This is a genomic window from Shouchella patagoniensis (genome assembly GCF_002019705.1).
Classification (GTDB): Bacteria; Bacillota; Bacilli; order Bacillales; family Bacillaceae_D; genus Shouchella; species Shouchella patagoniensis.
Genome location: NZ_KV917377.1, coordinates 1,293,710 through 1,317,235 on the forward strand (window position 1 = coordinate 1,293,710; position 23,526 = coordinate 1,317,235).

General features: G+C 39.4%; 24 protein-coding genes. 5 read left to right on the top strand and 19 right to left on the bottom strand.

Annotated elements, in window-relative coordinates:
- Window positions 1-11: 11 nt before the first annotated feature.
- The 4 genes from accD to BK584_RS06970 all read right to left on the bottom strand — a co-directional run bounded on the left by accD (window position 12) and on the right by BK584_RS06970 (window position 6,208).
- Window positions 12-857, bottom strand: a complete 846-nt coding sequence (gene accD, locus BK584_RS06955; protein ID WP_078391926.1) for an acetyl-CoA carboxylase, carboxyltransferase subunit beta — start codon at window positions 855-857, stop codon at window positions 12-14.
- 24 nt (window positions 858-881) lie between these two features.
- Window positions 882-1,547 (bottom strand): FadR/GntR family transcriptional regulator, encoded by a 666-nt coding sequence (locus tag BK584_RS06960; RefSeq protein ID WP_078391927.1) that lies wholly within the window; start codon window positions 1,545-1,547, stop codon window positions 882-884.
- A gap of 19 nt (window positions 1,548-1,566) precedes the next feature.
- Entirely contained in the window at window positions 1,567-2,769 is a 1,203-nt protein-coding gene (gene ystJ, locus BK584_RS06965) for an NADP-dependent malic enzyme (protein ID WP_139365770.1), read from the bottom strand.
- A gap of 160 nt (window positions 2,770-2,929) precedes the next feature.
- Window positions 2,930-6,208, bottom strand: a complete 3,279-nt coding sequence (locus tag BK584_RS06970; protein WP_078391929.1) for a DNA polymerase III subunit alpha — start codon at window positions 6,206-6,208, stop codon at window positions 2,930-2,932.
- Window positions 6,209-6,352: 144 nt separating this feature from the next.
- Between BK584_RS06970 and BK584_RS06975 the strand changes: the two genes are divergently transcribed.
- Both BK584_RS06975 and ytrI read left to right on the top strand, forming a co-directional pair.
- A complete protein-coding gene (locus BK584_RS06975) occupies window positions 6,353-6,688 on the top strand; it encodes a YtrH family sporulation protein (RefSeq protein ID WP_054703922.1) in 336 nt (111 codons plus the stop codon).
- Window positions 6,688-7,206: a sporulation membrane protein YtrI gene (gene ytrI, locus BK584_RS06980; protein ID WP_078391930.1), complete on the top strand. Its 519-nt coding sequence runs from the start codon at window positions 6,688-6,690 to the stop codon at window positions 7,204-7,206. The genes BK584_RS06975 and ytrI overlap by 1 nt, the downstream gene beginning before the upstream one ends.
- Before the next feature lie 22 nt (window positions 7,207-7,228).
- On the opposite strand, the gene BK584_RS06985 is transcribed toward ytrI, so the two are convergent.
- Window positions 7,229-8,158 carry a DHH family phosphoesterase gene (locus BK584_RS06985; RefSeq protein WP_078391931.1) on the bottom strand — a complete coding sequence of 310 codons (930 nt, stop codon included), beginning with the start codon at window positions 8,156-8,158 and terminating at the stop codon, window positions 7,229-7,231.
- 85 nt (window positions 8,159-8,243) lie between these two features.
- Between BK584_RS06985 and BK584_RS06990 the strand changes: the two genes are divergently transcribed.
- Window positions 8,244-8,528, top strand: a complete 285-nt coding sequence (locus BK584_RS06990; protein WP_078391932.1) for a YtpI family protein — start codon at window positions 8,244-8,246, stop codon at window positions 8,526-8,528.
- Window positions 8,529-8,581: 53 nt separating this feature from the next.
- Here BK584_RS06990 and BK584_RS06995 read toward each other — a convergent pair whose 3' ends face one another.
- The 3 genes from BK584_RS06995 to BK584_RS07005 form a co-directional block, all read right to left on the bottom strand.
- Window positions 8,582-9,889, bottom strand: coding sequence for a DRTGG domain-containing protein (locus tag BK584_RS06995; RefSeq protein WP_078391933.1), 1,308 nt, complete (start codon window positions 9,887-9,889; stop codon window positions 8,582-8,584).
- A gap of 73 nt (window positions 9,890-9,962) precedes the next feature.
- Complete coding sequence (locus tag BK584_RS07000) at window positions 9,963-10,205, bottom strand: hypothetical protein (RefSeq protein WP_078391934.1); 243 nt, start codon at window positions 10,203-10,205, stop codon at window positions 9,963-9,965.
- A gap of 180 nt (window positions 10,206-10,385) precedes the next feature.
- Window positions 10,386-11,072 carry a metal-dependent hydrolase gene (locus tag BK584_RS07005; RefSeq protein ID WP_078391935.1) on the bottom strand — a complete coding sequence of 229 codons (687 nt, stop codon included), beginning with the start codon at window positions 11,070-11,072 and terminating at the stop codon, window positions 10,386-10,388.
- 107 nt (window positions 11,073-11,179) lie between these two features.
- Here BK584_RS07005 and BK584_RS07010 point away from each other — a divergent pair, with 107 nt between their 5' ends.
- Complete coding sequence (locus BK584_RS07010) at window positions 11,180-12,286, top strand: M24 family metallopeptidase (RefSeq protein WP_078391936.1); 1,107 nt, start codon at window positions 11,180-11,182, stop codon at window positions 12,284-12,286.
- A 37-nt stretch (window positions 12,287-12,323) separates the two neighbouring features.
- On the opposite strand, the gene BK584_RS07015 is transcribed toward BK584_RS07010, so the two are convergent.
- The 10 genes from BK584_RS07015 to tpx form a co-directional block, all read right to left on the bottom strand.
- Window positions 12,324-12,701 (bottom strand): hypothetical protein, encoded by a 378-nt coding sequence (locus BK584_RS07015; RefSeq protein WP_078391937.1) that lies wholly within the window; start codon window positions 12,699-12,701, stop codon window positions 12,324-12,326.
- 50 nt (window positions 12,702-12,751) lie between these two features.
- Window positions 12,752-13,504, bottom strand: coding sequence for an SDR family oxidoreductase (locus tag BK584_RS07020; RefSeq protein ID WP_078391938.1), 753 nt, complete (start codon window positions 13,502-13,504; stop codon window positions 12,752-12,754).
- Window positions 13,505-13,662: 158 nt separating this feature from the next.
- On the bottom strand, window positions 13,663-13,803 hold the full coding sequence (locus tag BK584_RS24505) for a hypothetical protein (RefSeq protein ID WP_169871101.1): 141 nt from the start codon (window positions 13,801-13,803) through the stop codon (window positions 13,663-13,665).
- A 62-nt stretch (window positions 13,804-13,865) separates the two neighbouring features.
- Window positions 13,866-15,254, bottom strand: a complete 1,389-nt coding sequence (gene argH, locus BK584_RS07025; RefSeq protein ID WP_078391939.1) for an argininosuccinate lyase — start codon at window positions 15,252-15,254, stop codon at window positions 13,866-13,868.
- On the bottom strand, window positions 15,251-16,462 hold the full coding sequence (locus BK584_RS07030; protein ID WP_078391940.1) for an argininosuccinate synthase: 1,212 nt from the start codon (window positions 16,460-16,462) through the stop codon (window positions 15,251-15,253). Before BK584_RS07030 ends, argH begins: the two co-directional genes overlap by 4 nt.
- A 222-nt stretch (window positions 16,463-16,684) precedes the next feature.
- Window positions 16,685-17,437, bottom strand: a complete 753-nt coding sequence (locus tag BK584_RS07035) for an EcsC family protein (protein WP_169871103.1) — start codon at window positions 17,435-17,437, stop codon at window positions 16,685-16,687.
- Window positions 17,424-18,356 carry a CMP-binding protein gene (locus tag BK584_RS07040; RefSeq protein WP_078391942.1) on the bottom strand — a complete coding sequence of 311 codons (933 nt, stop codon included), beginning with the start codon at window positions 18,354-18,356 and terminating at the stop codon, window positions 17,424-17,426. Before BK584_RS07040 ends, BK584_RS07035 begins: the two co-directional genes overlap by 14 nt.
- Window positions 18,357-18,482: 126 nt before the next feature.
- The gene (locus BK584_RS07045; protein WP_078391943.1) at window positions 18,483-19,667 is read right to left on the bottom strand and encodes an acetate kinase; all 1,185 of its coding nucleotides are present in this window, start codon (window positions 19,665-19,667) and stop codon (window positions 18,483-18,485) included.
- A 168-nt stretch (window positions 19,668-19,835) separates the two neighbouring features.
- A complete protein-coding gene (locus BK584_RS07050) occupies window positions 19,836-20,819 on the bottom strand; it encodes a class I SAM-dependent methyltransferase (RefSeq protein WP_078391944.1) in 984 nt (327 codons plus the stop codon).
- A 90-nt stretch (window positions 20,820-20,909) separates the two neighbouring features.
- Window positions 20,910-21,407 (bottom strand): thiol peroxidase, encoded by a 498-nt coding sequence (tpx, locus tag BK584_RS07055; RefSeq protein ID WP_078391945.1) that lies wholly within the window; start codon window positions 21,405-21,407, stop codon window positions 20,910-20,912.
- 190 nt (window positions 21,408-21,597) lie between these two features.
- On the opposite strand from tpx, the gene BK584_RS07060 reads away from it, so the two are divergent.
- On the top strand, window positions 21,598-22,788 hold the full coding sequence (locus BK584_RS07060; RefSeq protein WP_169871106.1) for an MFS transporter: 1,191 nt from the start codon (window positions 21,598-21,600) through the stop codon (window positions 22,786-22,788).
- Window positions 22,789-23,084: 296 nt separating this feature from the next.
- On the opposite strand, the gene ytfJ is transcribed toward BK584_RS07060, so the two are convergent.
- Window positions 23,085-23,519, bottom strand: a complete 435-nt coding sequence (ytfJ, locus tag BK584_RS07065; protein ID WP_078391947.1) for a GerW family sporulation protein — start codon at window positions 23,517-23,519, stop codon at window positions 23,085-23,087.
- Between the last annotated feature and the right edge of the window lie 7 nt (window positions 23,520-23,526).

Sequence of the window (23,526 nt, forward strand, 5' to 3'; positions counted from 1 at the left end):
ACTCCTCCTTGCTACTTATGGATCGCTAACACTTTGGTCAGCAACTCTTTCATTTCCAGCCGTCCTACAACGCGGTCTAACTGTCCATGCTCCAATAAAAACTCCGCCGTTTGAAAGTCTTCAGGCAGATCTTCTCGGATTGTCTGCTCAATAATGCGTCTACCAGCAAAGCCAATTAATGCTTTTGGTTCTGCAAAATTATAATCTCCAAGAGACGCAAAACTGGCTGATACCCCACCAGTAGTTGGATGTGTCATAACAGAAATAAACAAACCTCCGTTACGATTAAGTCGTTCAAGTGCTGCACTTGTTTTTGCCATTTGCATTAAACTAAGGACACCTTCTTGCATCCTTGCACCGCCAGATGCAGCAAAAACAAGCAAAGGCGATTCTGCTTCAACTGCTTGTTCAATCGCAAGCGTGAGCTTCTCACCTACTGCAGACCCCATACTTCCCATCCTAAAATTAGCATCCATAACTGCGATGACTACGGGATATCCGTTCAATTCACCTTTACCAGTTATGACCGCTTCATTCATGTCCGTTTTTTGACGGTCACTCTCTAGCTTTTCTTCATATCCTGGAAACTGCAGTGGATTACCACCTTTTATGTTTTCCCCTGATTCTTTAAATGTTCCTTCATCAATGAGTGATTCAATACGTTCCCTTGCACCCATCCGATGATGATAATCACATGTACGACAAACGCTTAAATTCTTTTTTAAATCCTTCGTATACATGATCGTACGGCAAGATGGACATCTTGTCATTAACCCTTCGGGCACTTCTTGTTTTGCTCTGTCTGAAGGAATCGTTGCATATCTTTTCTTTTTCTTTGAAAACATATCCTTTAACATCAGTATCGCTCCTTGCTTAATGCTTTAAAAACGGCTGTTTTTTAAATGACGGCTCATCGCACTAAGCGCTTCATCAACGTTTCGCTCTTTTAATGCTTCTACAATGAATGCATGTTCTTTGATTGATTCCGGTGGTCTACCGGTTCTTTCCAAAGATTGTTGCAGTGCTTCTTTATTAAACGCGACAAGAGACTTCCAAATATTAAATAGAAGCGCATTACGGCAAGCACCCACAATCATTTCATGAAAAAGATAATCTTCTTCAACTGGAAACTCACCTTTATCCCATCCGTCACTCGATCGCTTGAGAATTGCTTCCAGATGATTAATTTCCTCATCCGTTATTCGCACACACGAAAGCTTTAAAGCTTCCAATTCTACTATTCGCCTTGTCTCACTCAAATCCTGCTTTGCTTGCTCGTCTTTTAAAATGAATGATAGTAACAAGTCTACAAGCTTATAGCTGGAAGTCGCTTTCATGTACGTGCCCTCTCCCCGTCTTGTCTCAATAATATCAAGGAGTTCGAGTCCACGTAGTGCTTCACGAATAGAGGAGCGACCGACATAAAGTCGGTCGCTGAGTTCTCGTTCTGAAGGCAGCTTATCTCCGCTTTTTAAGCCATCATGTTGAATCATCTCGCTTATCGCACGGATAATTTCAATGTAGCGTTTTGGCTTATTAGCTAACATAAAATCTCCTTACTCGCAATTAATCAATCATCGTTAACTTGCGTGTTTTCTCTGCTACTTCTTCAGGATCAACTTTCACTCGTGATACACCTGTTTCCATTGCCTTTTTCGCAACTGCCGATGCAACTGCCGGAGCTACACGTGAATCAAATGGAGCCGGAATAACATAATCAACACTTAATTCTTCGTCACTGACAAGATTTGCAATCGCATAAACAGCTGCAACTTTCATCTCTTCATTAATGTGTGTAGCGCGTGCGTCAAGTGCTCCTCTGAAAATTCCAGGAAAAGCAAGAACATTGTTCACTTGGTTTGGAAAGTCAGATCGACCTGTCCCAATAACCGAGGCGCCAGCAGCTTTTGCGTCTTCTGGCATTATTTCTGGAACTGGATTTGCCATTGCAAAAATGATTGGGTCTACATTCATGCTTTCAACCATTTCTTTTGTAACAGCACCTGCTACAGATACGCCAATAAATACATCGGCCCCTTTAATTACATCTTCTAATTGACCTTCTTGCTTATTTGAATTTGTACGCTTGGCCACAACGTCTTTAACACCATTCATTCCATACGGACGCCCTTCGTAAATAGCACCTTTCGTATCACACATGATAATGTCACGGACACCCATACGTAGCATAAGCTTAATAATCGCAATACCCGCAGCACCTGCTCCATTTGCCACAACTTTGATCTCTGATAATTTCTTACCACTGATCTTCAACGCATTGATTAAACCAGCAAGAGTCACAATCGCTGTTCCATGTTGGTCATCATGAAAAATCGGGATATTTGTCTCTTTCTTTAAACGCTCTTCAATAACAAAACAGTCAGGCGCCGCAATGTCTTCTAAATTTACACCACCAAATGTTGGTTCAAGCAACTTAACTGTGTTTACGATTTCGTCAACATCATTTGAACGTAAACAAATTGGAAATGCATCTACACCTGCAAATGATTTAAACAAAACAGCCTTTCCTTCCATAACAGGAAGAGAAGCTTCTGGTCCAATATTCCCTAAACCAAGTACAGCTGTCCCGTTGCTAACAACCGCAACCATATTGCCTTTCATCGTATATTCATAAACAGTTTCTACATCCTCAAAAATCTCTTTACACGGTTCGGCCACACCAGGTGAATAAGCTAAGCTTAAATCACGAGCATTTCTTACTGGAACTTTGGCTTTTGACTCAAGTTTCCCTTGATTGATCCGGTGCATATGAAGTGCTTCTTCTCTTGTAGTAGGCACAATTCTCTCTCCTTTGTATTCAAACCTTTACTGGTCTGACCACTCATTCTACGACCTCTATTATAAACAACTCATGCCCATACGCCAATAGAAAGAAAGGAACTTTCTATAAAGCGAATACGATTTACGCTTAATCCTCACTTTTTAAGACAACATTTTCTTCTCCAAATAACCTCTTCAATAGCTGCATTGTCCGCTTTTTAGGAGCAACAGCGTACTCATCAGCAAGCCTCTTCGTTCCTTGTTCTTTTTCACGATATAATATAACTGGTGTTAATCCAGAATCTTGGCTGAGTATATATTTCAAATCACTTAACCGTGTCGGAGTATCCTCTTTATCGACCATTCGGATGTAAAGAACTTGTTTAGGTCGATTAACGCGCATACTCATCACATCCACTGCTCTTTGAATGACAAATTGTTTTTGCGAATCACGTTCTTCCATAACCCCTTCCAAAAACACAAGTAAATGACTGGAAAGCATCGCTTCAAATGATTTCCAGACTTTTGGAAAGGCTACACAATCACACTCTCCTGATTCATCACTAAGTGTCATAAAAGCCATCGCCTCACCTTTTTTAGTGGAGATTTTTTTTACTTCTTTTAGTAAACCAGCAATGCGAACTTGTTTACGAGAAGGATAACAGTCTGCAATACTTCTTCTCCCGAATGGCTCTAGTCTTTCACGTTCGTTTTCAATTGGATGACCCGATAGATAAAAACCCAATACTTCGCGTTCCCATTCCAACTCTTCCATTGCTGTTGAAGGTTCCGTTTCAATGTAAGCTGGCGTTGCTGGTTTAATCGTAAACAATCCCCCCACAGAATCCTTAAACTTCCTAATTTGTTCGGAAAATGCAAGTGCTTTATCAAGATTTCCTAGAAGAACGGAGCGAGGCTTTCCCCACTCGTCAAAGCCCCCTGATTTTATTAACGCTTCAATTACTTTTCTATTTATGGCTTTAGTTGATACACGTGCAACAAATGAAAATAAGTCGTCATCTTTCCCTTCCTTCCTAATCATTTTTAATTCTTCTATTGCCTGAAGGCTTACACCAGAAATCGGCAATAAGCCAAATCTCAGTGCTCCATTTTCAATCGAAAAAAGGCTGTCACTGTAATAATAAGATGGTGCTAACACTCTAATTCCTGCAGATTTCGCTTCATTTAAATATGCGTACAACTTATCCCGAGACTGCCAGACTGACGAACATAGCGCAGCAAAAAAAGCAGTTGGAAAGTGAACACGCAAATAAGAAAGCCAATAGCTAATGAAACTATATGCAGTCGCGTGGCTTTTTGGAAATCCATAATCTGCAAACCGTTCAATTAAGGCAAAGAATGAGGCTGCTTCTCCCTCACTAAACCCGAGCTTTTGGCTCCGCTGCATAAACTGCTGTTTCTGTTCATCCATCACGGAACGCTGTTTCTTGCTAATTGCTCTTCTGAAAATATCAGCCTCTGCTAAGTTATATCCAGCACTCAATTGTACAAGTTGCATAATCTGTTCTTGATAAACAAGGACTCCAAAAGTCGGCTCAAGAAGATGATTAATGGCAGCATGCTTCGAATAGACGACTTCCTCCCCATGTTTGCCTCTAATATATTCTGGGATAAAATCCATTGGCCCAGGTCGATACAATGCAGTGGTTGCAACAATATCATTAAAGGAGTTTGGTTCTAACTGCTTTAGTACATTCCTCATCCCCCCTGACTCAAGCTGAAAAATTCCAGTTGACTTTCCTGCTTGTAAAAGTCGGTATGTTGGTTTGTCGTCAAGGGGGATGTCTTGCAAATTAATTATCTGTCCTGACTCTGCCTTAATCGTTTCAATCATCCGTTCTAGTAATGTTAAATTTCGTAATCCTAAAAAATCAAATTTAACAAACCCTAGTGCGTCTAAGCTGTCCATATCTGCTTGCGTAATCAATTGATCATCGTTTCCTAATTGCACCGCGATTTTTTCTTTAAGTGGGCGGTCACTAATAATTACCCCAGCAGCATGAGTGGATGCGTGACGTGGAAATCCTTCAATTTTCTGTGCAAAAAACAGCAACTCATCTAACTCTGGCGATGAATGTTCGGAAAATAAGTGTTGTTCGATTGCCGCTTTTAATGGTAATGAAGATGGACTAAGCGATTTTGCAACTTTGTCAACAAAGGAGCTTTTTATTGCGAGTGCTTTTCCAGCATCTCGAATTGCCGCTCTACCAGCAAATGTACCAAATGTAATAATTTGAGCAACCTTTTCATGTCCAAATCTCTCTTTTACGTAGGCAAGCACTTCATCTCGGCGGTAATCTGGGAAATCGACATCAATATCTGGTAAACTCACCCTTTCAGGATTCAAAAACCGCTCAAATAATAAATCATGGGTAAGTGGATCAACATCGGTTATAAATAAAGTGTAAGCAACAATAGAACTTGCTGACGACCCTCTTCCTGGACCAGTTAAAATCCCTTTTTGTTTCGCAAAATTGACGAAATCTGCCACAATCAAAAAATACGATGCGTAACCCATGCTAGCTATTACATTAAGCTCTTTTTCCAGACGATCGCTTTGTTCTTTCCCAATCTGCCCATACCTTACTGTTGCTCCGTTTTGGCACAACTCTCTAAGCTTCTCATCGGCTTCTTGTTCGGACAAGCCGTCATAAGATGGAATACGAGGTTTTTCGATTGGCACTTTTACATCTATTCGCCTAGCAACTTCCTCTGTTGAAGCAAGTACATCTGACTGAAAACGAGCAGTCAACTCCGCTACAGTAGGCAGATATTGATTCTCCCAGCCTTCCTCCAAAGAGAGATGCTCCATCGTTGTACCAGCTTCAATTGCTCGAATTAGTTGATACGTGCCCGCATCCTCTTTAAGCAAGAAACGGACTGGTGGTGCGGCGATACATCGAATCTGATGCGCCGAAGCAAATTGAATAACCTCTTGATCCGCACGTCCTTCAAGTTCCAAAAAGGCATCGGCATTTAACGTTAAAGCTTCCCACCTCTTTTGCCAATTAGGTGCTTGTCGGAAAGACTGTTTTGACAGAAGCACAACACATTCTGTGCTTTGTTGCTGAAACATTGTTAAGCTGATACCTTTTGGGCCTGTTTGACTGCCTAACTCAGTGCTGATTGCAATTAGTTGCTTTAAACCTGCATTGTTTTTTGCAAGTAGACGGATAGGCACGGGTTCTTTTCCTGCCATTACGTTTAATTCTAGACCAACGATAGGTTTAATCCCTGCCTTCACACACTCCTGATAAAAAGGTACGACTCCGTAAAGTACATGTTTATCGGTCAATGCAAGCGTTTGATAACCAACTGATTTAGCATGAGCAACAAGCGCTTTTATACGATTGCCTGATTGAAGTAAGCTGTATTCACTGTATATATTAGAAAGCAATGCGTGCATGAAAAATCACTTCCTCTCCAGTTGTGTCTAATTGAAACGTTTCTCTCCCTTTCAATTACCCTCATCTTTTACGAATTTACCGGTCATAAAATCGGATGTTTGTCCTTATATATGTAGTATAGGCATAAATGGTGGTGAGAGAATATGCTTTTGACAAAAGAGATGTTGGCCCACTTAGTCATGAATTTTTTTATTGCGTTTGGTGTCATGATTGGAGGCGCTTTAATTGGTGGGATAGGAGCCTTTTTAATCGGCAAACCAATCCTCATTGAAATCTATAGCCTGTCAAACAGTTTAAAGATCTGGGCAATTGTCGCTGCAATTGGAGGTTCATTTGATGCGATTACGAAAATTGAAAGCGGCTTATTTAGTGGTGTTCATGAAGATGTTTATCATACGCTCGCTATGCTACTTGTTGCTTTTTGCGGTGCTCAGTCAGGTTCAATTCTTTTGAGATGGATTGTTGGTGATCCTGTTTAATGTACATCCCAAATTACAAAAAACACCGCGGATGGCTTCGCTTTTTTTCTGGTATCTTAATTGGCGCTTTAATTGGCTGGAGCTTTTTCCTTGCAGAATATGGGCAAAAACACGATCGACTCTATGGAGAGATCGGTAAAAAAAACATCATTATTCAAGACCTTCAAGATAAAAATGCCCAATTTATAAATGACTTATCTTTACAAAACGAAGAAAATGCCAAAAATTTACTCGTTCAAACTGTCTCCGTTACAATTATAAACACTGAACAATATCATTTAAGTAGGCTCAATGTATACGAGTTAAGGCAACAAGTCCTAAAAGAACTGCAACACCTGCAAGGAACGAGTATTGAAACAATTGCAAGTTTAATGGAAGTCATGGAGAGCGCAGTCGAAAACAAAACCTACAAAGTAAATGACAATGCTTATACTTTAGAAATTAAGCGCACTTACGCTTTACCTGACTTTCGTATTGATGTTGAAATAATAAAAGAGGAAAGCAAAACGACGAATTAAAAAACAGGCTTCCGCCTGTTTTTTAATTTTGACATACTTGTAAAAGCTTCTCTACAATGACTCCTGTTTCTTCCCACGAGTAAGCAGTTGCTCCAGCTGCAACTGGGTGTCCCCCACCGTTATGCTCTTTAGCAATCGTATTAATGACTGTTTTTTTTGATCGAATACGGCAACGAATTGTCTCGCCTTCTTCAACAAAAAAGACCCATGCTGCTAATCCTTCAACATCTGCAAAGCTATTTACTAACAAAGACGACTCATTTGCCGTTACGTCATAAGTCTCAAGCAAATCGGCTGGCAAGCGCATAACACCTACCTTTCCTTCGATCACTTCGAAATTTTGCAGAATATACCCTTCAAGCCGTACCATTTTTAACGATTTCTTATACAGATTCACATAAAATTCCTGACTATCAAAACCTGTTTCTATTAATAATGCCGTACGTATCATTGTATCACTCGTTGTATTTCTGAACCTAAACCTCCCAGTGTCGCCGACAATACCACCGTAAAGAAGGAACGCTGACTCTTTGGTTAAATGAAGGAAATCGATTTCTTGTACAAGTGCTACTACGAGCTCGCTTGTTGAGCTAACTGTCGTATCAACATAAATAATATCTCCGTATGGTTCTTCATTTGGGTGATGATCTAACTTAATGAGTGTTTCTCCAAGCTTATAACGCTCATCACTTATACGCCCTGTATTCGCTGTATCACAGACAATAACAAGTGCTCCTTCATACATTGAATCAGGAACACAATCCATTATCCCTAAAAAGGCTAATGAAGGTTCTTCTTCCCCCACAGCAAAAACGTTTTTTTCTGGAAATGCTGTTGCAATTATATTCTTTAAACCCAATTGAGATCCAAGTGCATCCGGATCGGGACGCATATGACGATGTATTATAATTGTTTTATATTCTTTCAATTTATCAGCTATACGAGCAATCATCTTTTCGCCTCTTTCTAAAAAACTAGTCAAACTTGATAAATCACGCTACAATAGTGCTAGTGACCCTTACAAGGAGGATTCCTGAATGGATCGGCTATTTATTATTGTAGCGATTGCAGCTTTTTTACTTTATATCGTTACTCGAATCCGTGCTTTTCGCATGCAAGATTCTCTAGAAAAGCGTATTCTTGAATCGAGAGCAAAAACTGCACTCGGAACCGTTTTAGTAATGCTAAGCATTAACATGCTATTCTTTTCAATGTACACAGCCCTTGAAATCATTATTGGAGTGGTGTTCTTTGTTTTTGGAGCTGCTAATGCTGTTCATGGGTTTAAAGCTCATAAACATTATACTGCCCAACTTGATTAGCTTGTCCATTCTAACGGACAAGCTTTTTTCAATCAAGCATCCCCATAATTATCTTATTCAATTAACTGTGCAGTTAACATGCCTTTTCCAACGAGCTCACCTTCTCTAAAAATCGAAACATCAAACTTGCCATGTTTACGTCCAATTTCAAGTACTTCGGGCAATACCATTAGTTGACTATCAATCTGTACCGGTTTCAGAAAATAAATTGTGATATTCTCAAGTACAATATCCCCACGCTTGTGTTTTCTCATCGTTCGTCTCGTCGCTTCAACCATAATGGTTGTTACCACTCCATAAGAAATCGTTCCTACTTGATCCGTCATTTGCGGACTAATTTCAACAGTATAAAACACATCATTTCCTGATGGCTTTTCTTCCATGCGACTTGTTACAATCTCTTCAATCGTTTCACCAACATGAGGTTGTCTCTGAGTTGTTTGCATTGCTTTTAAAACATCTTGTCGACTGACAACACCAATAAGCTTACGACCACTATCCGTCACCGGCAATAGTTCAATCCCTTGCCAGACCATAATATGTGCAACTGATGCTATAGACGTTCGTTCATTTACAGTAATTGGGTTTGCTGTCATTACTTTTTCGATCGGCAAATGTTTTGGTTGGTCGAACACATCTTTAGCTGCAACCATTCCTTGTACTCGCATATTACTGTCAACCACGGGATAACGACTGTGGCCAGTGCGAGCATTTAATTCTTGCCATTTACTCACTTGGTTAGTAACAGTCATGTAATAAGTGTCTTGTAATGGAATTAAAATGTCATCAACAAGTATAATTTCTTTTTTAATCAGTTGGTCATAAATGGCTCGATTAATCATTGCTGCCACAGTAAATGTATCATAAGATGTTGTAATGACTGGTAAATCAAGTTCGTCTGCCAATCGAATTACATCCGTACTCGTGTCAAAACCACCCGTAATTAATACAGCAGCTCCCGTTTCAAGAGCAATTTTATGAACTTGGTAGCGATTCCCAACTATAAGCAAATTACCAGCAGTTACATAACGCATCATTGCTTCAGTTTTCATTGCACCAATAACAAAGCGGTTCAGCGTTTTGTGTAGTCCCGTCCGTCCACCAAGCACTTGACCATCAACAATATTCACCACTTCTGCATACGTGAGCTTCTCGATATTATCTTTTTTCTTCTTCTCAATCCTGATCGTACCAACACGTTCAATTGTTGAAACGAGCCCTTGCGTCTCCGCTTCTTTTATCGCTCGATATGCAGTTCCTTCACTAACAGACAAAGCCTTTGCAATTTGTCTAACCGATATTTTACCACCAATCGGCAGTTGAGATATGTATTCTAGTAACTGTTCATGTTTTGTTGTCACGTTGGCACCACGCTTTCACCGTATCACTCTTATTTTACCAGTATACGACTTGACGCAGTGCCCTAGCAACTTCTTATCCAAATTGCCGTTCTTTTTCCATCGTCTCACGTTCTTCTTCTTCCGTTGGTAGATCCATGACTCTTCGCGATTGTTTTAATAAGGCAAGTCCGTTTCCAGCAATAACTAACGCACAAAAAACAATCCAACTATAAGCAAAGATTTGATTTAATCCCTGACCTTCAAATGGCAACCTCTCAAAAGCATAAGCCGCGAGAATACATGCTAGTAGTAAACAAATGAGTGCACGTTGTTTCATTTACACACCCCCTTGTCCACTACTGTATGAAATGACTATCAAAAAAAGAACGCTCATTGGCGTTCTTTTTCAGAAATTGACGTTAAACTTTTCTTGGTGTAAAACATTCGACGTCTTTCGTTCGTCTTATTTTTATTATTGCATACGCTTAAAGTTTAAACGATAAACGTGTTCTTTTTACTAAAGTTCGATTACCTGCCCAGCTTCTAGGAGCTTGCCTTTTCCATCAGAAAGACTGTCTATAAATACCTTAGGATTTTGTTTAATTGGAGGGAACGTATTGTAATGAATAGGGACAGAAGTCGTTGCACCAATCCATTCAACTGCTATTTTCGCATCCTCTGGTCCCATTGTGAAATTATCACCTATTGGCACAAATGCTAAATCAATATCATTATATTCTCCAATTAATTTCATATCACTGAATAATGCAGTGTCCCCCAAATGGTAAATCGTCTTCCCCTCAGCAGTAAACAAGATTCCACCTGGCATGCCAGTGTAGACAATTCGCTTGTTTTCCTCTTCTGTAAATGAAGAACCATGGAAAGCTTGTGTGAATTTAACTCGACCAAAATCAAATTCATATGCGCCTCCAATTGACATTGGATGAACATTCTCTACACCGCGGAATCCCATATAAGTTGCAAGTTCTGCAACAGCTACAACTAAAGCTCCTGAACGCTTAGCAATTTCAACTGTATCCCCGACATGATCATTATGACCATGAGTTAACAAGATAACATCTGGATTTTCTTCCTCCGCTTTTAAATCAGTCAGCTCATTTCCCGTAATAAATGGGTCAATTAGAATAACCTTTTCATTTGTTTCAATTTTTACAACTGAATGTCCATGGTAACTTACTTTCATTACGCCAGCTCCCTCCAATTAATTCTATTTTATGAATAACCCTTTCAGCATACAGCTAAACATTCACTCTTACATAGCGTATACTAATTAAGAAAGGAGAGGTATATATGGAAGAGTTACGACTTAAAAAATTACAAGAACATATCAAAAAAGAAAGCGCTTGGTTTGCATTTATAACGAGTAAAGAAAATGTGTTTTATTTAACTGGTTTGCTCGCAAATCCTCACGAACGGCTTATTGCGTTATTTGTATTAGAAAACGATTATTATCTTGTTATTCCCAAAATGGAACAAGAAGTTGTAAGAGATGCTGGTTATAGTGACGAACTAGTTACATATAGTGACCATGAAAATGTTTGGGACCTAATTAAGAGCCGACTAGAGAAATCCACTCACGCATCCAGTAAAGTGTTAATTGAACAGCGAACGGTTTCCTATGAACGAGTGCTTGAGTTGGACAAACTTAGCGATTCACTAGAATTTATCGATTGCGAACCTGTCATGATGTCCCAGCGGTTAATTAAAACAGAAGTAGAGTTAGAAACCTTGCAAAGGGCAGCTGCTTTTGCAGATGTAGGTGTAGAATTTGGGATCAATGCGCTGAAAACTGGAGTAACAGAGCTTGAAGTCATTGCCGAAATCGAATACCAATTAAAAAAGCAAGGTATTCGGGAAATGTCGTTTCAAACAACGGTTTTATTCGGAGACCACGCTGCCTCGCCCCATGGGAAACCAGGAGATCGCGCACTTCAAGAAGGAGAATTTGTTTTATTTGATTTAGGAGTCGTCCTTGATGGATATTGCTCTGACATTACACGTACCGTTGCGTATGGTGAAGTAAACGATCAAGCAAAAGCTATTTATGAAGTAGTTCTAGATGCTCAGAATGCTGCTCTACACGCTGCTAAACCTGGAATCATTATCGGTGATCTTGACCTTACTGCCAGAACAGTCATCTCCGAAGCAGGCTTTGGTGACTATTTTCCACACCGACTTGGGCACGGACTCGGCATTGATGTTCATGAAGCACCATCAATGAGCCAAGAAAATAAAGATACTCTTCAATTAGGAATGACCTTTACAATTGAACCAGGAATTTATGTTCCAAATGTAGCTGGAGTGCGTATTGAAGATGATGTGGTTGTCACCGAAGACGGAGGAGTACCATTAACTATTTTTCCAAAGACACTTCTTACCATTCCACCTACGTCTTAAAAACTAAAACGCGGCCTTGTCAGGGCCGCGTTTTGATTTATTTCGTCCATAACCATGTAAAGCGTTTGCTATCTTTATTCATCCAACGAATTTCCAAACGTTCCAGATGAGGAAAACGTTGTTTTAATCTTTCTGCGTATTCCTCCGCAGTTGTTTGTTCGTTTAATTGTAGTTCACTCAAAAGTTGCCTCACATGAAGTTGTGCTTCTTTTCCTTTTTGAACAGTATTTCCTACCTCATACTCGTAATGATCTGGATTATCGTATTCCCACTCATAAATAATTTCATTTTCAATAAGGGTTACCCTTACAGAAGAAGAGTCCATTAATTCAGAGCCGGAAACAGCATTTGTTGGAGAAGATACTGAAGCAGTGTACAAGATTATCGTCAACATAATTAAAACAATTTTCTTCACTTAGCCACCTCTTTTTTAATAAGGTGTTCATTCAAAAAAGATTCTATGCACTAGCGGTATCGATGAATAACATCCACTCCACCAGTTACTTCAACCACGGTTCCAGTTACCATATCCGCGTTATCTTCACATAAAAACAAAACAGTTCTAGCAATATCTTCACCCGTCCCAGAACGACCAATGGGTGTATCACTATCTTTATGTATACGTGCTTCTGCAATAGTAGCTTCTTTCATCTCACCCATAATGTTGCCTGGGCAAACCATATTAGCAGTAATTCCATATTCGGCTTCTTCAATTGACACTGTTTTCATTAGGGAAACAAGTCCGACTTTTGCAGCTGCATATGCAGACCGATAAACCCAACCTGGTGCACTGTTGGCTCCTTGAAATCCATAAAAAACAATACGTCCGAATTGCTGATCTCTCATTACTGGAACAATATGTTTTAGCAAGTGAAAAGCAGAATGGAGATTCCCATCCATCATATAATCCCATTCACTTTCTTCGTAATCTAGTAGCTTTTTCTTTTCAAAAACATACGGACCAGCATTATGAATAAATATATCAATTTTGCCTGCAAAACGAATAGCTGCTTGTGCAATTCGGTTGCAGTCGTCTTTTTTTGTTACATCTGCCTGGACAAGATGCAGGACGCTTTCTCCCCATTTTTCTTGGAGCCTCAGCGCTTGTTGTTCATCACTGAAATAGGTAACGGTAACACTGTAACCACTCTCAATCAATGCCTCTGTTACCTTTAAACCAAGACCTTTCGTACCCGCAGTAATTAATGCATGCCGCATGTTCTGTCCACCTCTTCAACGTTTTGAAGTCGTATCTAGAGAAACATTTCTCTCTCTTTATTCAACGATACAACATTGATTTAGTCAAACGCAAAAAAAAAGACAGCAAATGCTGCCTTTAAGGTTATAAGACTCATTAAATCTAGCATGAAGCACAATTACCTTTCCTTATCTCCCTTTGGTGCTTTTACTTGTTCATCTGCCGTTCCTTGAGCATAGGATGCAAGCAATTGATCATGAGAGATATGCTCTCCTTCTTCCCATTGTGTATCCTTATTACCTTCTTGCTCTTTTTTCATTTGATCGCCTCCTTGTCACTAGTCTGTCTCAATAAAAAGAAATAAACCCTCCAAAAGAGGGTTTATTTCTTTGATACAGCTCCAAGGATTACATAGGCTTTATCTAACGCTTTTTTCACTTGTGTAAAGCCAGTTCCCCCTGCACTATTTCTGCGCGCCACCACCGTTTTTGGTTGTAAAACTTCATAAATGTCTGTTTCGAATAAATAACTTGCTTGTTTATAGTCTTCCATTTTTAAATCGAGTAAGAACATGTCTTGCTGAATCGCAGTCAAAACAAGTTTACCCACCACTTCATGAGCCTCACGGAAAGGCATTCCTTTTGTCGCCAAGTAATCTGCTAACTCTGTTGCATTTGAAAAATCTTGCGCCACTGCCTTCTCCATTGTTTCCTGCTTAACAGTCATTGTTTCAATCATACCAGCAAAAATCCGTAAGGAACCTTTAACCGTTTGTACAGTATCAAACATGCCTTCTTTGTCTTCTTGCATGTCTTTATTATACGCCAGCGGCAAGCCCTTAAGTGTCGTTAATAAACCAAACAAATTGCCATAGACACGTCCAGTTTTTCCACGAATCAACTCAGCCATATCTGGGTTTTTCTTTTGAGGCATAATGCTCGATCCTGTTGCAAATGCATCATCCATCTCAATAAATTGAAATTCTTGGGAAGACCACAAAATAAGCTCTTCGCATAATCTTGATAAATGCATCATCAAGGTTGAAGATGCGCTGAGAAATTCAACTATAAAATCTCGATCGCTAACGGCATCTAAACTGTTCTCATAAATCCCATCAAAGCCAAGTAATTCAGCAGATAAGTTCCGATCGATTGGAAATGTCGTTCCAGCTAAAGCACCCGCACCAAGCGGGGACATATTAACTCGCTTTAAACTATCTTTAAGACGACCATAGTCACGCTCAAGCATCCAAAAGTAAGCAAGGAGATGATGGGCAAATGAAACAGGTTGAGCACGTTGAAGATGTGTATATCCTGGAATAAGCGTTTCAACATGAAGCTCTGCCTGTTTCGTGAGTGCTTCTTGCACTGCACGGACAGCTTCCATAATAACTTTTGTCTCTTTTGTTAAATATAAATGCATATCTGTTGCTACTTGGTCGTTTCGGCTTCTGCCAGTATGCAGCTTTCCTCCTAATGGCCCAATTTCATCAATTAGTTGCTTCTCCAAGTTTAAATGGATATCTTCCTCGGCAACAGAGAAAGCTAGCGTACCTGCTTCTGCTTTTTTTCGCAGTGTATTTAACCCTGCCTTAATTTGTTCTGCCTCCTCTTTAGTTACAATCTCACAAGCTGCAAGCATCGTTACATGAGCGATACTCCCCTCAATGTCTTCAAACACAAGCTGCTTATCAAAACCGATGGAGGCACCAAATTCGTCTACCCATTCTTCTGCAGATTTTGTAAATCTTCCGCCCCAGAGCTTGCTCACAGTGTGACCTCCTTTTTCTCCTTTGTCACCATGCTGTGCACTTTGGTTGGAAGACCCCATAGAGAAATAAAACCTACTGCTGCATTATGATCAAATTCATCATCTGGCGTATATGTTGCCAATTTTTCATTGTATAGGGAATAAGGAGACTTTCTACCTTCAACCACCGCATGCCCTTTAAATAGCTTTACACGAACTATACCAGTAACATGCTGTTGCGATTCTTTTAAGAAAGCAAGCAACGCTGGTTGGAGACTAGAAAACCAAAGACCTTCATAAATGACTTCTGTTAATTTCTTCTCGATAACAGGTTTAAAGTGTGCAAGTTCTTTTGGAAGTGTTAAATCTTCTAATTCTTTATGCGCTTTAATAAGAGTCATTGCACCTGGACACTCATAAACTTCACGTGATTTTATTCCAACAAGACGATTCTCAACATGGTCAATTCTTCCAACACCATGTTTACCCGCAACGTCATTTAACTCAAGAATAAGCTCGTCAAGTGGATAAGCTTTTCCATTAAGCGCAATAGGTACACCTTTTTCAAAAGAAATCTCAAGCACATCTGCTGTGTCAGGCGTTTTTTCAAGTGGTGCAGTTAATTCATATGCTCCTTCTGGAGGTGTTGCCCATGGGTCTTCAAGAATCCCACACTCATTGCTGCGTCCCCAAAGATTTTGGTCAACAGAGTACGGATTATCTAAATCAATTGGAATAGGAATGTTATGCGCTTTGGCATACTCAATTTCTTCATCTCTTGACCATGCCCAATCACGTACTGGTGCAAGAACTTTTAAATTTGGATTTAACGCCTGAATGGAAACCTCAAAACGCACTTGGTCATTCCCTTTCCCAGTGCAACCATGCGCAACAGCCGATGCCCCAGTTTGCTCTGCGATCTCCACTAATTTTTTTGAGATAAGTGGACGAGACAATGCTGATACAAGCGGATACTTTTGTTCATAAAGCGCATGTGCTTGTAGTGCAGGAAGGACAAAGCTTTCCGCATATTCTTTTTTTGCATCAATTGTATATGATTGAATAGCACCAACAGTAAGTGCTTTTTGTTTAACAAATTCAAGGTCCTTCCCCTCGCCTACATCAAGACCAACTGCAATAACGTCATAGCCTTTGTCTGTTAACCACTTAACCGCAACTGATGTATCAAGACCTCCAGAATATGCCAAAACCACTTTTTCTTTCGCCATTTGAATCCCCTCCGAAATGAATAATAATTCTTTTTTTATTATTTTTATACATAAACAATTAAAAAATAATCGGGAGACAACTCCCGCTCCGCATAAAAAATTTCTTTTATTTATTAATATACATTACTTTAACAGCCTTCTGCTAGTTTGGCAAGAGGATTCCTACAACAATTTTTTATTTTTCGTTTCACTTTAAAAGGAATCCTCAAACCGAAAAAAGGACTATGTTCGTCGCCACAGCCAACGCTTCTGATAAAATCTTTGTGCATCACGTATAACGGTCTGTACTTGTCGATAAGATGACGTACTTGATACCATTCCGGCCGCAAGACGCTTCCCAGGTACTTTTGTATAGTTTATGCAATTTACCAATCCCCATTTTAATGATTGAAGAGCAAAAGCATACACAATCTCTTCATTTATCACATCATCCTTTACCCGATAAAAAGGTTGACCTTGCTCATGTTCAATTACCTCCATAAAAAGAAGCTCCCACTCTGCTCGCTTGACATGATTAGGCAACAACGAATAATTCAGCAGCCTCATTGCATACATTGACTCGAAAGGAGAATCAAGGGTAAATCCATATGAATGAGCCATTCGTGAAATGACCCTACTCGAAAGAAACAGTTGAAGAGGGACGTCTGCAACCATTCTTCTATTATTTTTTGCAAGAAAAAAACCTTGTCCAAATGCTTGAAGCCTCATTCGGGCCATATCCTTTTCCAAAGCATTCTCATAATCCATCACTTCCTTGCTACTCGCGTCGAAAGTAATGATTGGCTTATGTACTAATGCCAGCTGCCCGTATTCTTGATGCAATAATTGATGTATTTGAATAAGGAGGGGCTCAGCTTGCGAAAGCCATTCGACTGCCTTTTGACTTTTAATTTTGTAATGGAATTGCTTGGCATTCTGCTCTAATTTACTTTCGTATTGATTTATTTGCAGTTCCATTCTATTAATGTAATTCATCATCGTTCTCCTTTGTTTGATCTGATTGAACGAACATTTTTCGTTTAAATAAATCAATGTATGAGAAAGATGAGCCTTCTGTCTGAGCATGTTCAAGCACACGCAAATCGGTATTCATTCGTTTCACATAATAGTAGAACAACGCCTCGGCCGTTTTGGGTTGAACTGCGCCCCCTTCTGACTGATCATACTGTGCTAGTATTCCATGTTTTACTGCCATTAGCTCTGGAGAACTAATTTCAATTGCCTGCTCTAAAGCAGCTTCGTTGATGATTTCAATACTCAGAACAAGCTGGCCCATTAACTCACCCGCATCTGTATATTCAGGTGCCAAAGGATCTTTTAATGCATGTACTTTTCCAATATCACCTAATAAACAAAGAGTGAGTGCAATATCCTTTTGTACATGTTGGTAAAGAGGAAGTAACTGCAAAGCAACATACATAAGTTCTACAATTTGTTCAAGTAAGCCTGCATAATAAGCATGATGTAATTTTTTTGCTGCTGGAATTGTCGTCAATCGGTCACGAATGGATCGGTTGCCATAAATCTGTTTAATGATCGCTTGTAAAATAGGAGATTCTACTTCGTCCATCATCATTCTTAGTTCATGCCATAGATCTTCACGTGACAAGCCTTTCTTCGAAATTAATTCAGTTCGATTTACTTTGTCTTCATCTACAGCTAAACGAATTTTTTGGATCGTCAACTGCTTCTTTGATCTAAATACCTCCACGTTCCCTTCTACTTTCACTACGGCTTTTGGAACAAATTTCTCTTGTTGTTCATCAGTTATATCCCATAGCTTTGCAGATAAGAGCGTATGCTGTTGTTGAAGGACAAAGTTTGCATAGAGTGATCCATTTGCTGCTTGCTTCACTTCACGTTCCCGTATCATATAAAATCCATTTAATGTCATAAGGCTACTCACCTCCACTTCTTTATCTTAGCTGACGATCCATAAAAAGGCAAAACACGAAAATCATTTTTTCTCGTTTTGATATAAATAAAAAAAGGGCTAGGCAATAACCTAGCACCTTCTTCATTAAGTTAAACGAACCGTGTCACGTGCAATCATTACTTCTTCGTTTGTTGGAATAATAATGATTTTCACTTTAGAAGTGTCAGTGTTAAGAAACGCTTCTTTTCCACGTACATTATTTTTAGAAAGGTCCGCTTCAACACCCATAAATTCAAGTCCCTTTAAAACACGCTCACGGATGGTTGAACTATTTTCACCAATTCCAGCAGTAAAGACAATCGCATCAATTCCACCCATTCTCGCAGCATAAGAACCTACATACTTATGGATTCGGGATGTAAACACATCTAATGCCACTTGAGCGCGCTCATTGCCTTCCTCAGCTTGTGATTCAATATCACGCAGATCACTTGAGAAACCAGTAATACCAAGCAATCCACTGCGTTTATTTAATGTCGAAACAACCTCTTCAACAGTTTGACCTGTTTTTTCCATGATATATGGAATCAAGGCCGGATCAATGTTTCCAGAACGAGTCCCCATAGTAACACCTGCAAGTGGGGTGAAGCCCATGGAGGTATCGATTGATTCTCCACCTTTAATCGCAGCAATGCTTGCACCATTTCCTAGGTGGCAAGATAAAATGCGAAGATCTTCGAGAGGCTGTTCCAACAATTCAGCAGCGCGCTGCGAAACATATTTATGAGAAGTACCGTGAAACCCATATTTACGGACCCCATATTTTTCATAATACTCATACGGCAAGCTGTATAAATAAGCACTCTCTGGCATAGTCTGGTGAAATGCTGTGTCAAATACAGCCACTGCAGGTACATTAGGAAGCACTTTTTTAAACGCTTTTATCCCCGTAATATTTGCTGGATTATGAAGCGGCGCCAGTTCAGACACTTCTTCGATGCCAGCAAGCACGTCATCTGTAATCAATACAGAGTCATTAAACTTTTCACCACCATGAACAACACGATGGCCAATGCCTTCGATTTCATTTAAAGAAGTAATAATATTTAAGCTTGTCAATTTCTCAAGCAAAATCTTTACTGCTGCAGCATGATCAGGAATATCCGTTGTAACCGAATGGTCTTCACCATTCGCTTCTATTGAAAATACGCCGTCTTGCAAACCGATTCGCTCCACCAAGCCTTTTGTGATGACATCCTCTTCAGGCATCGACAAAAGCTGGAATTTAAGGGATGAGCTTCCCGCATTAATTGCAATAATTTTAGCCATGGTTCTCTCGCACTCCTTTTTCTGTCTAAACACTATACTCCTATTCCATTTAAGCATTGCCAGAGGCTTATTTCAAGCGGGCATATATAGTTAAGCGCATACATTAAAGTAGTGGAAAAATAGCGTTAATTAAGACATTAAATAGACGCAAAAAAACGCTAGGAAATCCTAGCGTCCAAGTTGTTCTTTAAACCAGTTGTTAATACGTCCCATCATATCTTGCATTGCTTCAGCGTTCGAAAACGCAGGTAGCTCCGCAAGCAAGGCCTGACGAGGAATTTGAATGTTTTCCGCCTTTTTTTGTAGCAATAAAATGCTTTTCTGCTGCTGTTTATTAGAAAACATTGATGAAGGAAGCTGAAGCAAACCTAAAATAACTGCTTCTTGTTTTACGTATTTATTCAGCACCTCTGCCTGATCACTTTCAAACAAAAAGTACGGAATTAAGAGCACCGCAAATCCTCCTGGATGTAAAGAGCGAATCGCTTGTTCAATCATTAGATGATGTATATACGAATGTCCTTCTAAAGCTCGTAATTCAAAATTCTCTGCTACATCATCTTTGGGATAATAACCAATGGGTAAGTCACTAACAACAATATCTGCTTTTGGAGGAACAATTTGCAAACTATCTTGATGGTATAAGCTAATCTCATGTTTTTGTAAATTTGCACTGGAAAATGCATTTTTCAATAACGTCTCATCAACTTCAAATCCATAGGCTTCAAACGCTTTAGTTCCATGATTATTAATAGTAAACAAGAGATTTCCCGAACCAACTGCTAAATCAAGCAAAATTGGTTCATTCGTCTTGTCTACCAATTTGTTAACAAGGTAACTTATATAGAGGCTAACCGCATCGGGCGTCATGGAATGATTAGATTGAACAGCGCCTCGCATCCCTTTTATTCCAGCAAGCTGAAAAGCCTTACGAATATCTTCTTTCGTCCATTCTAATTGTTTTACTTCATTTAATATATTGATTAACTTGTCTTCCACTTGAGGAGTTACTTCTTGTAAAATACTTTCTTCAAATAAGTTATCGCCAGCTTCTGCCAACGCATCCAAATATGTTAATTCTAACTCTTGTTGTAAGAGCTCTGACGTTTTATCTAAATAATCAAACAACAGGGTTACATTTGTTGATTCCATATACTCCACCTTCTTTTTCGTCCAAATATCTGCCATGTATTGTACAGAATTCCAAAAACAAAGTCCACTGCTTTTGCAGTGGACTGCTCATTACGCTTTTTTTGCAGCTTCAATTGCAGCATCATAATTGGGATGTTCACTTACTTCATTTACATATTCAGCATACACAACTTGATTATTTGCATCTACAACAAAAACCGACCGTGCAAGAAGTCTTAATTCTTCTATTGCAACACCATACGCTTCTCCAAAAGAAAGATCGCGATGATCAGATAATGTTTGGACATTCTCAATTCCTTCAGCCGCACACCAACGTTTTTGTGCAAACGGTAAATCTACACTTATTGTTAGAACAACCGTATTTTCTAAACTTGCTGCTTCTTCATTAAAGCGACGAGTTTGAGCATCACAAACGCCTGTATCAATGGATGGAACCACACTAATTAAACGTGTTTTTCCTTTTGAATCATCGAGCTTAACCTCGGATAAATCGTTAGCTAATACAGTGAAGTTAGGTGCTTTATCTCCCACCTTTACTTGTGTACCTTTTAATGTAACTGGTTGTTGTTTAAACGTAACTTGTGTCATTTGTCTTCCTCCTTGGAAACATCATGTCCATTTTAATTTTACTCGTTTCATCCATATGAATGCAAGGCAGCCGCTTATGATTCCTCCATTGTTTTCAAGCTTGGCTATTTGACGGTTTCCCCATTACCCTCTAAACTATGTAAGTATGTTTATTTATTTTGGGTATCGAAATATTAAAGGATGTGAAACTATGTCAAAGCAGCCGCTTTGGACAGCAACATTTTTATTTGTATGCTTTAGTGCATTTACTTTGTTTATGATTTTCAACTTATTTATTCCAACCTTACCACTATTCGCTCTTAATGCTTTTTCTGCAACAGAGCAACAAGTTGGGTTAATTGTTGGATCGTTTATTGCCGCTTCAGTCATAGCTCGTTTATTCGCAGGGCTTTTGCTTGATCGGTTTGGAGAAAAAAAAGTCTTACTGCTTTCATTTTTAGTCGTGTTCGTTTCAGCCATTTTGCACATCTGGTCATTTTCCTTTGGATGGCTTCTTTTTTTGCGTTTCATACAGGGGTTAGGATTTGGTGTTGCCACTACTGCCGCAGGAGCTTTGGCAATTATGATTGCTCCAAAAACACGGCAAGGAGAAGCGGTCGGCTATTACAGCATGTTTATGAGTTTAGCAATGGTTATTGGACCAGTTGTTGGTCTACAAATTGTTCAACACGGTACTTATACCGGTCTCTTTCTTTTAACCATTGCCTTATCTGCCACCGGCTTCTTTTTAGCCATCTTTATTGTCTACAAACCTGAGAAGAAAACGCCTGAACCAATGAGCATTAACCGTTTTATTGCCCCCCAGGCTTTGTCAGTAAGCTTTTGCTCTTCTCTTGCATCATTTGCCTACGGTGGTATTCTAAGTTTTATCACGCTATATGCTGTGTCACTTGGGATGGAAACAGCAGCAAGCCTCTTTTTTGTTGTTTATGCTATTATTTTGCTTGGTTCGCGGTTTGTGACAGGACGCCTGTTCGATCGCTTTGGGGAAAACGTCGTTTTATATCCTACACTTGCTCTATTTGTAATTGGACTTGTTCTCCTATCACAAGCTTCTAGTCTATTTATATTTCTGCTTGCCGCAGTTTTAATGGGTGCCGGTTTTGGTTCCGTTCTTCCAAGCTTTCAAACTTTAGCCGTTCAATCTGTTTCTAGAAAACAAGCTGTACAAGCTACAAGTACGTTTTATATTTTGTACGATCTAGGTATTGGAGTAGGTTCTTATATTCTTGGATTTACCGTAGCAGGATTCGGGTTTTCAGTTATGTACATTATTTCCGCAATCATTGTCATAGTTGCCATCCTCTCTTATTATTGGCTACATCATCGCAAGCTTAAACGATTAAATATCCGACGAATTGCAGACATTGATTATGAATAGATAGATAACAATAGAGTGCTATTGGAACTCTCCAGACCTTAGAATAATACCGATAAAGCATTTGTCTCATCGGTATTTTTAGCTTAAGTGAAGTAGGACAGACTTATCTTATAATTTACTAAGTAAATAAATCCCGCATTCCAAGGTCGTCATTCTCACCACTACAAAAATTGAAGTTTTTGTGAGAACAAATGAAACTAAGCCTTAACTAGTGATTCATCAAAAAAAGCTTGTCGACAGTCTCATTCTAAAGAGACTTAATCGACAAGCTGATGTATTCCACTTGAACATCTTTTTTAAACGAGTGGATCTTCATATGGTTTATGAGTCGTATGATGCGGTGTTTCATCTTCATGCCTAAGCATATGTTGGATCTTCTCAAATGCTTGAGGAGCTAAATCAAGCAAACGATCATACAAATGGGTGGAACTATCTAAATGAACCATATTAATCCCCTTGCTATTTACCACAAGAAATGCAATTGGCGTAATTGAGACACCCCCACCACTACCACCACCAAAAGGATGCTCTGGCTCTTCATGCGAATGGGAATGTTCTGTATAAAATTCGCTCCCACCTGCAGCAAAACCAAAACCTACTTTTGATACAGGCATTATAATACTACCATCAGGTGTCTCGACTGGGTCACCCACAATGGTATTCACATCTGCCATTGCCTTAATGTTTTCCATCGCAGTTTTCATTAAACCTTGTATTGGATGTTCTGACATTGCTTTC

Excerpts from the sequence above, each read along its gene's own strand:
- accD (WP_078391926.1), bottom strand. The coding sequence starts at position 857 with ATGTTAAAGGATATGTTTTCAAAGAAAAAGAAAAGATATGCAACGATT.
- BK584_RS06960 (WP_078391927.1), bottom strand. The coding sequence starts at position 1,547 with ATGTTAGCTAATAAGCCAAAACGCTACATTGAAATTATCCGTGCGATA.
- ystJ (WP_139365770.1), bottom strand. The coding sequence starts at position 2,769 with ATGCACCGGATCAATCAAGGGAAACTTGAGTCAAAAGCCAAAGTTCCA.
- BK584_RS06970 (WP_078391929.1), bottom strand. The coding sequence starts at position 6,208 with ATGCACGCATTGCTTTCTAATATATACAGTGAATACAGCTTACTTCAA.
- BK584_RS06975 (WP_054703922.1), top strand. The coding sequence starts at position 6,353 with ATGCTTTTGACAAAAGAGATGTTGGCCCACTTAGTCATGAATTTTTTT.
- ytrI (WP_078391930.1), top strand. The coding sequence starts at position 6,688 with ATGTACATCCCAAATTACAAAAAACACCGCGGATGGCTTCGCTTTTTT.
- BK584_RS06985 (WP_078391931.1), bottom strand. The coding sequence starts at position 8,158 with ATGATTGCTCGTATAGCTGATAAATTGAAAGAATATAAAACAATTATA.
- BK584_RS06990 (WP_078391932.1), top strand. The coding sequence starts at position 8,244 with ATGGATCGGCTATTTATTATTGTAGCGATTGCAGCTTTTTTACTTTAT.
- BK584_RS07000 (WP_078391934.1), bottom strand. The coding sequence starts at position 10,205 with ATGAAACAACGTGCACTCATTTGTTTACTACTAGCATGTATTCTCGCG.
- BK584_RS07005 (WP_078391935.1), bottom strand. The coding sequence starts at position 11,072 with ATGAAAGTAAGTTACCATGGACATTCAGTTGTAAAAATTGAAACAAAT.
- BK584_RS07010 (WP_078391936.1), top strand. The coding sequence starts at position 11,180 with ATGGAAGAGTTACGACTTAAAAAATTACAAGAACATATCAAAAAAGAA.
- BK584_RS07020 (WP_078391938.1), bottom strand. The coding sequence starts at position 13,504 with ATGCGGCATGCATTAATTACTGCGGGTACGAAAGGTCTTGGTTTAAAG.
- BK584_RS24505 (WP_169871101.1), bottom strand. The coding sequence starts at position 13,803 with ATGAAAAAAGAGCAAGAAGGTAATAAGGATACACAATGGGAAGAAGGA.
- BK584_RS07030 (WP_078391940.1), bottom strand. The coding sequence starts at position 16,462 with ATGGCGAAAGAAAAAGTGGTTTTGGCATATTCTGGAGGTCTTGATACA.
- BK584_RS07035 (WP_169871103.1), bottom strand. The coding sequence starts at position 17,437 with ATGAATTACATTAATAGAATGGAACTGCAAATAAATCAATACGAAAGT.
- BK584_RS07040 (WP_078391942.1), bottom strand. The coding sequence starts at position 18,356 with ATGACATTAAATGGATTTTATATGATACGGGAACGTGAAGTGAAGCAA.
- BK584_RS07045 (WP_078391943.1), bottom strand. The coding sequence starts at position 19,667 with ATGGCTAAAATTATTGCAATTAATGCGGGAAGCTCATCCCTTAAATTC.
- BK584_RS07050 (WP_078391944.1), bottom strand. The coding sequence starts at position 20,819 with ATGGAATCAACAAATGTAACCCTGTTGTTTGATTATTTAGATAAAACG.
- tpx (WP_078391945.1), bottom strand. The coding sequence starts at position 21,407 with ATGACACAAGTTACGTTTAAACAACAACCAGTTACATTAAAAGGTACA.
- BK584_RS07060 (WP_169871106.1), top strand. The coding sequence starts at position 21,598 with ATGTCAAAGCAGCCGCTTTGGACAGCAACATTTTTATTTGTATGCTTT.
- ytfJ (WP_078391947.1), bottom strand. The coding sequence starts at position 23,519 with ATGTCAGAACATCCAATACAAGGTTTAATGAAAACTGCGATGGAAAAC.